Origin of the sequence: Novosphingobium sp. (genome assembly GCF_036733805.1) — a bacterium.
Classification (GTDB): Bacteria; Pseudomonadota; Alphaproteobacteria; order Sphingomonadales; family Sphingomonadaceae; genus Novosphingobium.
This window is the reverse complement of record NZ_DAIMZT010000081.1, coordinates 1-9036: the sequence shown is the minus strand read 5'-3', so window position 1 is coordinate 9036 and position 9036 is coordinate 1. Positions and strand designations below refer to the sequence as shown.

At 63.6% G+C, this 9036-nt stretch carries 9 protein-coding genes; all 9 read right to left on the bottom strand.

Going from position 1 to position 9036, the window contains the following annotated elements:
• Positions 1 to 694, bottom strand: a 694-nt coding sequence (locus tag V7D69_RS14350; protein WP_333606132.1) for an efflux RND transporter permease subunit, incomplete at its 3' end; no start/stop codon positions are given.
• Positions 695 to 697: 3 nt separating this feature from the next.
• On the bottom strand, positions 698 to 1861 hold the full coding sequence (locus tag V7D69_RS14345) for an efflux RND transporter periplasmic adaptor subunit (protein WP_179563638.1): 1164 nt from the start codon (positions 1859 to 1861) through the stop codon (positions 698 to 700).
• Positions 1861 to 3219 carry a TolC family protein gene (locus V7D69_RS14340; RefSeq protein ID WP_179563600.1) on the bottom strand — a complete coding sequence of 453 codons (1359 nt, stop codon included), beginning with the start codon at positions 3217 to 3219 and terminating at the stop codon, positions 1861 to 1863. The genes V7D69_RS14345 and V7D69_RS14340 overlap by 1 nt, the downstream gene beginning before the upstream one ends.
• A gap of 65 nt (positions 3220 to 3284) precedes the next feature.
• Positions 3285 to 3635: a hypothetical protein gene (locus V7D69_RS14335; RefSeq protein WP_261937552.1), complete on the bottom strand. Its 351-nt coding sequence runs from the start codon at positions 3633 to 3635 to the stop codon at positions 3285 to 3287.
• A gap of 128 nt (positions 3636 to 3763) precedes the next feature.
• A complete protein-coding gene (locus V7D69_RS14330; RefSeq protein ID WP_179563602.1) occupies positions 3764 to 4441 on the bottom strand; it encodes a cation transporter in 678 nt (225 codons plus the stop codon).
• 93 nt (positions 4442 to 4534) lie between these two features.
• Positions 4535 to 6466 carry a cytochrome c/FTR1 family iron permease gene (locus V7D69_RS14325; protein ID WP_179563603.1) on the bottom strand — a complete coding sequence of 644 codons (1932 nt, stop codon included), beginning with the start codon at positions 6464 to 6466 and terminating at the stop codon, positions 4535 to 4537.
• A gap of 140 nt (positions 6467 to 6606) precedes the next feature.
• Positions 6607 to 7026: a MerR family transcriptional regulator gene (locus V7D69_RS14320; protein WP_179563604.1), complete on the bottom strand. Its 420-nt coding sequence runs from the start codon at positions 7024 to 7026 to the stop codon at positions 6607 to 6609.
• 83 nt (positions 7027 to 7109) lie between these two features.
• Positions 7110 to 8168: a DMT family transporter gene (locus V7D69_RS14315; protein WP_179563605.1), complete on the bottom strand. Its 1059-nt coding sequence runs from the start codon at positions 8166 to 8168 to the stop codon at positions 7110 to 7112.
• A gap of 46 nt (positions 8169 to 8214) precedes the next feature.
• Positions 8215 to 8847 (bottom strand): YgjV family protein, encoded by a 633-nt coding sequence (locus tag V7D69_RS14310; RefSeq protein WP_179563606.1) that lies wholly within the window; start codon positions 8845 to 8847, stop codon positions 8215 to 8217.
• Between the last annotated feature and the right edge of the window lie 189 nt (positions 8848 to 9036).

The following is a 9036-nucleotide window of genomic DNA, read 5'->3' as shown; positions in this document are numbered from 1 at the left end:
CACCGAAACTGGCGAGCTTGGTCGGATCCGGCTCGACCACGAAGGTCTTGGCATAGCCGCCAATCGAATCGACCCCCGCAATGCCTTTAACCGACCGCAGTTGAGGGCCGATAATCCAATCCTGAACGGTGCGCAGGTAGCTCGCTTTGGCCACCCCATCGGTCAGCCGCTCGCCTTCGGGTGTCAGATAGCTGCCGTCAGGCTGCCAGCCGGGTTGGCCAGCAACTTTTTTGGCGCCCTTCCCGTCCGGGTTGGCATAATCAACGGTGTACATGACGATTTCGCCTAGGCCGGTCGACACCGGTCCAACCTGCGGCTGCACGCCGTCGGGCAGGTTTTCTGTCGCTTGGCGCAGCCGTTCACCTACCTGCTGACGCGCAAAATAGAGATCGGTATCGTCAGTGAAGATCGCGCTGACCTGGCTGAAGCCGTTACGCGAGATAGAGCGCGTCGTTTCCAGGCCGGGGATGCCGGCGAGCGCGATTTCGACCGGATAGGTTACGAGTTTCTCGATCTCGACCGGCGAGAGCCGCGGGTCGACCGTATTGATCTGAACCTGTTTGGTGGTGATGTCGGGCACCGCGTCGATCGGCAGCTTGGAGAGCTGCCACACGCCAAGACCGGCGATGACGAGGAACAAGGCTAGGACCGTCCAGCGAGCGCGGACGGAAAGCGCCATAAGGTTGGCTATCATGGCTTATTCTTCCTCGCCCGCGCCCTTGCCGAGTTCGGCCTTGAGCAGGAATGCGTTCTTGGTTGCGACCTGGCTGCCGCCAACGAGACCCTTCAGGATCTCGACGCGACCGCTGCTACGCTGCCCGATCGTGACATTCTGAGCGCGGAAGCCCTGCGCGGTCCGCACGAACACGATGTCGCGCCCCTCGAGCGTCTGGACCGCATTCTCCGGCACCACGATCGCATTGGACGTGCCACCACGGCTCGGCAGCAATCGCACCCGCACCGCGAGACCCGGCTGAAGCGTGCCGGGCACATCGAGGACGGCGGTCGCTGAGCGCGTGTCGTTGGCAAGTCCTGGCGTGACGGCACGCACCTTTGCCTCGACTGTCCGCCCGTCAGGCAGCTCGATGATCGCTCGGTCACCTGGCGAGAGCCGTTGCGCGTCAGTGGGTCCGACGGAAGCCTCTATCTGAATCTTCGACGCATCCGCGACGCGCATCAGCTCGGTCTCGGGCTGGACGAACGCGCCTAGGCTGACATTCTCCGAGGTGACACGGCCTGAAATCGGGCTCGACACCAGCACACCGCGACCGTCCGATGTCACCCGTGCGGCCCCTGCAGCCACACTGGCGCGGCGCGCTTCTGCGGCGGCCGATGCGGCTTCCGCCTCGGCCTGTTCCAGCTCGACCCGCGCCGAGACCTTTTGGCGGAACAGATATTGCTCACGGGCGAGTGCCTTTTGCGCGAGCGTCAACTTGGCAGCCGCAGCGGTGCGATCGGCGGCAAACTGCGCCGCGTCCCGGCTTTCGACGACAGCAAGCGTTTCGCCGGCGCGCACGGGATCACCGAGCCGCTTCAACAGCCGTGTGACCGCGCCGGCGGCGCGGGCGGTCACGATCGCTTCGCCCTGTGGTGACGCGCTGACCGTAGCCTGCGCGACGATCTCCGCGCCGAGTCCACCCGGGTTGATCGTCTCGGTGGCAATACCGGCTTGCTGGACCACCTGCGCGGTCATCGCCACCGTATCAGGGGCCTTTTCCACCTCCGCAGGCGCAGCGGCATTGCCGCTTGCCGCTTCCGTCGCGGCGGGTTCATTCCCAGTCCAGCGTGCGATCCCGTAACCACCAAGTGCGGCGACAATCGCGACGGCGGCGCCGCCGCCTAGCAGGCGCTTATCCATCATCATCGATCATCTCCGGAAATCGTGGGGGCCGGCGTCGTGAGCCGGTCGAGCCGAGCCTGCGCGTCGTGATACGCAGCGAGTGCATCGACGTAGGTCTGGCGGGTTTGCGAAAGGGTGCGCTCGGCATCGAGAAGCGCGATCTGGTCAAACTTGCCCTGACTCCAACCGATCCGGGCGATGCGGGCGGCTTCCTGGGCCGCAGCGAGGCCAGGACCACCTGCCGCCCGCGCCGTCGCGGCAGCATTCGCCACCTCGGTCTGCGCACTGGCAATCTGTTGACGCGTATCGACCACCGCGAGGTTGCGCAGCGCGATGGCCTGCGTCTGTTCGGACCGCGATTGCGCCACAAAGGCGCTCCCGTTGTTGAAAAACGGGATCGGAATCGAGATACCGACCACAGCCGCTGTATCGTTAGTCGCCTCCAACCGGCGAGCGAAGGTGCTGACGGTCAGATCGGGCACCCGCAGCGATCTCGCAACCCGGACCTGCGCATCTGCGGTACGAACGTCGGCTTCCGCAGCAGCCAGCGCCAACGTGCCTTCGACGTCGATGGGTCGGGGCGGTCCGTAGCCATCGATTCGCTCGAACCATGCGCGATCAAGCGGTCCCGTCACCTGCACAGCAAGCAATGTCTCAAGATTGGCACGCGCCGCCTGTGCCTGACGGGCGGCACTGTCGGCCGCGACTTGCGCATTGATGCGCAGCACGTCTGCCCGTTGTTGCTCGATCGGGCCGACGTCGCCGGCCTTGACGCGCTCGCTAGAGACGCGGAACGCGTTGTTGGCGATCCCAGCCTGCTCGCTCAGCACCTCTGCCCGACGCTCGGCAGCAGCGGCTTCGATATAAAGCTGCGTAATCCGCAGGCGGAGATCCGCTCTCGCGATTTCAGCCTGGACCTGCGCGCGAGTTAGGCGAGCGGTTGCAAGCGCGACACGCGCCGGCCGCTTGCCACCCAGCTCTAGCGGGAGCGCAACACCGACCGTCGTTTCGGAACTCCGCAGCCCCTTGTAGACGCCGGTGCCAGCGACGTTCTCGACCTGAGCCTGAAGCTCGGGGTTGGGGCGCAGGCCGGCAACTCGCCGTGCCGCTGTCGCGGCGCCGACGCCGGCAGTCGCCGCCGCGACCGATGGAAGCGGGGCTGGATTATTACCCTCAGGTCCCGATGCCGCGCCATTACGGGCGGCGGCCGACGGGGCTGATGGCATCCCGCCCGCAGCAAGCGCATTCTCAAGCGAGAACGCGTCTGCCGCTTGTGACGAAGGGTTCGCCGCCGGAATGCCGGGCGGCAATGCTGTCTGCGCCCCGGCCGTACTGGCCAAGGTCGCCGCGACCATAACGGCCGCGATTGTACGATACATAGATGATGACTCCTGACGAACCGGATTCGCCCCGCGCGGCAATGGCCGGCGAGGTCAGCGGATCGTCAGGCTTGTGGGGGCCTCAGCGCCGGATCGGCAGTTGAGAGCGGCCGCATGGAATGGCTCGCGAAAATGGGGGCAAGCCGAAGGTCGTGCGTGAGCGCGGCATTGGAGATCTTGACCGGCGCTGCGACATGATCACCGTGGCAGCCGCCGTGATGGTGAGGATACCCTTTGTCACCATCGGAGGGCACTTGATCGGCGTCGCCGGGCGCATGGCCTAGAGCAACTTCGTCCACGCCTATTTCCTGGGATGTAACGCTTACATCCGGCCGTTCCAGCACATGCGCCGTCGCCGTCGTCCCAAGGGAAAGGACGATCGCCAAATAAGCAAGGATGTTGAGCAAGCGTCGCACGGACAACCGACTAACAGGAAAGCCGACAACGGGATAGCCCCGACATCGCATAAAGGAATGAGATGTCATCGCATAATCTCGGGCGATCGGGCGGGTCTTGCGCGAAGGCGGATTGCGATGGAAAGCATCTATTTGCGCTCCAGCAGCTGCAAGCTGCCAGAAGTCAGCGGAAGTTGTGCCGACGCATCCTCAGATGGTTTGGGATATAGCTCCGTCCGCGCCTGGATAATGATTTGAAGGCCACCCCAAATGCCGAGCCCTGCCATGATCAGGGCTACCGCCAGATCCGGCCAAGCCGTGCCCGTGCCGAGCACACCTGCGGCGGCAAGCAATACTGCCAAATTACCGATGGCGTCGTTACGCGAGCAGATCCACACCGATCGCATATTCGCGTCGCCGCTCCGATAGCGGTAGAGCATGAGCGCAACGCTGCCATTTGCGACCAGTGCGATCACGCCGACGATACCCATCGTCCCAGCTTGCGGTATGCCCCCGCCCAGCGCGGCAAGCAGCGTCGTGATCAAGACGTAGAGGCCGAAGGCAAGGATGGTGCCGCCTTTCAGCAATGCGGCGCGCGACCGCCAGCCCAGCGCCATGCTCGCGACCCCGAGGCTGATCGCATAATTGGCGGAGTCGCCTAGAAAATCGAGCGCGTCCGCCTGGAGCGAACGCGACCCCGAGGCGATACCCGCGACGATCTCGCCGGCGAACATCGTCAGATTGATCGCAAGAGCGATCCACAGCACGCGGCGCCAGCGCGGATCGGGCGCCGCCGGCGCATCCGACTGGCAGCTGCTACAGACCATGATTTTCCACGCGTGCAAGCATCATGAGAAGCCTTATGCACCCTCTAGCTACTAGAGGGTCAAGACGAATATCGCTTCCTGCTCTGCTCTTCATCAGGTGGATGCCACGACGGCACGGCGCCGGTTGAGAATGAACCCGCCGGCCACCGCGACGAGCATCAGCAACTGGGCGCCCATCGACTGCACGGTCGGGAAGATGCCGAGCACCGAGACGCGAATTCCGCCCGAGAGCGGGGCGATGTCGATGATGCCGGCTTCCTGCAGCGCGGACACACCCTTGCCGGCGAGCACGATCGTGAGGAGCGCCATCAGCCAGGCGCTATAGGCGAAGAACTTCGCAATCGGCAGGTCGCGACTGTAGCGCAGCATCGCCCAGGCAATGAGGCCGAGCAGCAGGACCGCCGAGCCGGCGCCGGCCAGCATGATACCGCCATTACCCTGGGTCCAGAGCGCGGCATAAAACAGGATGGTCTCGAACACCTCGCGATAGACGACGATGAAGGCCAGGCCGAACAGGAACCAGGCCGATTGCCGTGACAGCGCGCGCGACAACTTTTCGCGGATGTAGCGCTGCCATTGGTCCGCCTGCGCCTTGCCGTGCATCCATATCCCCACGGAGAGCAGGACGACGGCCGCGAACAGCGATCCAAACCCTTCGGTGAGCTCTCGGCTCGCGCCGCTGATCCCGATCGCATAGGTTGCAACCGCCCAGGTCAGGCCGCCCGCCGCCAGCGCGCCGATCCAGCCGCCATGGACATAGGGCAGCACCTCGGGTCGCTCGGCCTTGCGCAGGAAGGCGATCATCGCAACGACGATCAGCAGGGCTTCGAGCCCCTCGCGAAGCAGGATGGTGAACGCGCCCAGAAAGGTCGATGCGCTGCTCGCCGCGTCCGGGGACAAGGCTGCATCGGCGTCATCGAACAAGCCATCGAGCACCTGGATACGGGTGGCTATCTCGTCAGCGGGCCGACCTTGCTGAAGCGAGGCGCGGAATTCGCCCATGGCGCTTTCGATATGCCCCATGAGCGTTGCGTCACGCGCGGTCAGCATCGGCTCGAGCGGTTCGAACCCGTCGAGATACGCGGACAGCGCGAGTTCCTGCGCGGCGTGGCGATCGCCGCTGCGATAGGCGGCAAGGCTGCGCTGCAGCTTGTCGCGCGCGACGCTCAGCGAGCCTGCGGGCTTCGGGATCACCACCTCCGGATGGCGGCGCAGATAGGCGATCGCCACGTCGGCCTTGTCAGGACCAACGGCCTTTGCGAGTGTTTCCGGCGTCAATCCGGCCAGCGCCGTCAGATCGGGAATGGCGCGCCGGAGACTGGCGTCGGATTTCCATAACCGCTCACCCTCAGCCGCCTGGGCATCGGAAAAAGCGAAGCGACCGGCATAGAAGGCCAGCGCCCAGCGATCGGCGCTCGGGAGGATCGCGAAACTTTGCATCGCTGTGCCGTCGATACCCTGCTCGATGACCTGATAGAGCGCGAAGGGGCTGCGCTGCCGTGCGCGCTTCACGTCGCTGAAGGCGATCGGCGGGGTGGTGAGCTTCGAGGCGTCGGGGCCATGCCCATCCCCGGTCATGCCATGGCAGCTCGCGCAATTCTGCGCGAACAGGGTCGCGCCGCGGGCCAGGTCGGGCGCCTTGGCTGGCGCGAGGGGCACCGGATAGGCCTTGAGCAGATCGGCAGCGAGGCCATGGGCAATGCGGGCGACCTCTTCGGGCGTGCCCTTGGCGGCGATCACGCCCTGGAGCCGGCTCGCGCCCGCGGTCAGAGTAGCGCGCGCCGGCGTGGGTGGCAGAGCGGCGAGACGGGTCGATACCGAAGCCGCGAATTCGGTCATCTCGGCAAATTCCGAGGCGCTCTTGACCCGACCGCCGCTGACGGCGCCACCATAATCGACCGCCACATAGTCGAGCAGCCGCCACGCCGTCTGCACGTCGGCGGTATCGGCGCGGGCTATGCCGCTGATGCCGACCATGCATAGGAGTGCCGCCAGTACGGCCATGGCCCGCCGGATCGATGGCATTGGCAAGCGCGTAAAGGCAGGGCTGGAATCGAAAGATTCGCGAAGGTCTGGGCGGGACATCCCAGCCTCATAAACCCTCTAGCCGCTAGAGGGTCAAGCAGTTTTGCGACTTAGTTGCAATAGCCGACGAAGGTGTTTGCTTATCCCGCGCGAGCCGCCTCCGGTGCCAACGTCTCGATGATACGGCATTCCGAAATCGTGCCATGGCCGCATTGGACGATGAGGCTGCTGAGCTCCGAACGCAGCGTTGCCAGATCCTTCAGTTTGCGATCGATCTCGGCGAGATGTTCTCGAGCGATCAGATCCACCGCCGAGCAGGATATCTCCTTCTGATCGGCGAGACCGAGCAGCGCCTGGACCTGATCGAGCGAAAACCCCAACGCCCGGGCGCGCCGGATGAAGCTGAGACGCGCGAGATGTTGCGGCGAATAGGCGCGATAATTGTTCTTGGTGCGGTCAGGCGCCGCCAGCAGACCGGCACTCTCGTAATAGCGGATCGTCTCGACCTTCGTCCCTGTTGCGGCAGCAAGCTTGCCGATGCTGAGCGACCCTGATGACATTGAGCATAACCCTATAGTGACTTTAGGCTTTATAGGCAGGACGATGGCGAAATGTCGAGGTCGCATCCGTTCGGTGCCCAAGGTTATGCGTCATGCCGATGCCGGTGGTGCAGGTCGGGGAAATGGGCATGCCGATGTGTCATTGGCGTATGCCTATGCCAGTGACTGTGGGGTTCGTCTGAAACGACGCCCGGCGAATGTTGGTGCTGATGATGGCTATCATGAACATGGCGATGATCATGTTCGAGAGGTTCGTGCGCATGTTCGTGGCCATGCGATTCGGTCAGGTGCAGCCAGAGCCCGATCGCCATCAGGATCCCGGCGATGACGAAAGGCACGGAGACCGTTTCGCCGAACATCGCGACCGCGAGCAACGCACCGATGAACGGTGCCGTCGAGAAATAGGCTCCCGACCGAGCCGTGCCGAGGTGCCGAAGCGCGAGCACGAACATCACGAGGCTGACGCCGTACCCAAGAAAGCCGATCAGCGCGGCACCCGCAACCACCGGAATCGCTGGCAAGGATGCGCCAAGCGTCAGCGCCAGGAGGAGATTGACGGTCCCTGCGGCCAGCCCTTTCAGCATCGCGATCTGGACGGGATCGGCGCTGCTGAGCTTTCGGGTGAGATTATTGTCGATACCCCAGGCGAGGCAAGCGCCGGCGATCGCCAACATGCCCAAGCCACCGCCCGCGGGAGCGCCACGCCACGATAGCAACACCGCGCCGCCGAGGATCGCCGCAGCGCCGACCAACAGACGGTGATCGACATTTTCGCGGAACACCAGCCAAGCGATGGCGAGGGTCGCAAGACCTTCCAGATTGAGCAGAAGCGACGCGGTGGACGCAGGCGTCGTTGCCAGTCCCGCCATCAGCAAGACCGGTGCGATCCCGCCTCCGCACAGGATGACGAGCGCCAGCCAGGGCATGTCGGATCGGGCGAGCGATGCTTCCCCCTCGCCACGTCCGATCGCTCTGCGCAACGCATATACGAGAGCAAGCCCGCAACCCGATCCGAGATAAAGCAGGCCGGCGAGCAGCCAAGCGTCTACACCGTTACCAAGGACGAGCTTCGCGAACGGTGTACTGGCGCCAAACAATAGTGCTGACAGGATCGCCAGTACGGCACCCGAGCTTGGCTTCACTGGCGAGCGATCATCATACGAATGCTACCTGACTCGTGGATGTTCCCTATACGGTATTTTTCACAAGCAGGTCACGGTCGATCCACCGGTGCTTGAGGCGGATGATCTTCGACTGTCCAGATCGGACAAGAAGCGCAGCTTGTGTGGTGACCAATGTGACGGACGCCGAAGCGCCCACCGAGGCGCGCCGCTGCTTTAGCAGGAATTTCGAAAGATTCGCGATGTTGGATACGAGCGAGACGAGATCCGTACCCAGCGCAAAGAGCGCACCGACTATCAGATTATGCGCAAGCCAGAATGGCGCACCGACAAGAAAGAAACCTTTCATCCGCGTGGTTGAAGTCTGCAGCCGTGCGAGGGTGCCCAAGGAGCTTCCGGTCAAGGCCAAGGCAGACGGGATGCCATGCCACGTCACAATTGAGAGAAAGGCCAAAAGAATGAGGCTCGCACCATAAAGCCTGATGACAACGTAACGGTCTCGCACAGCCGCAGAAATAATGAGTTGCGAGCACGAAATGAGACACGCCATCGCTGCCGTGGGCGATCCCAGCGCAAGAAAATAGAGCGCGAATGCGGCCGCACCGGTGCTCTGGATTTTGATCACCGTCCCGTAATCGTTGAAAAATGGCCAACTCACGACGCACAAGAGAGCGAGGCAGCCAAAGGCGGTGGCAATCATGACTGCCACCGCGCGATGTATAGGACGTCGAGTTGTGCTTGCGTTTTGGCGCGGGATCTCAATTGTTCCATTGCCGAAGCGTGACGGAACAAGGTTAATTACACGCTAATGCGCCAAGGCGATCGCCGGCTCAGGGCTGCTTTTGGATCGCCGTCACCTCGCCGGCGCTGCCGGTTAGTGTGACGTCGA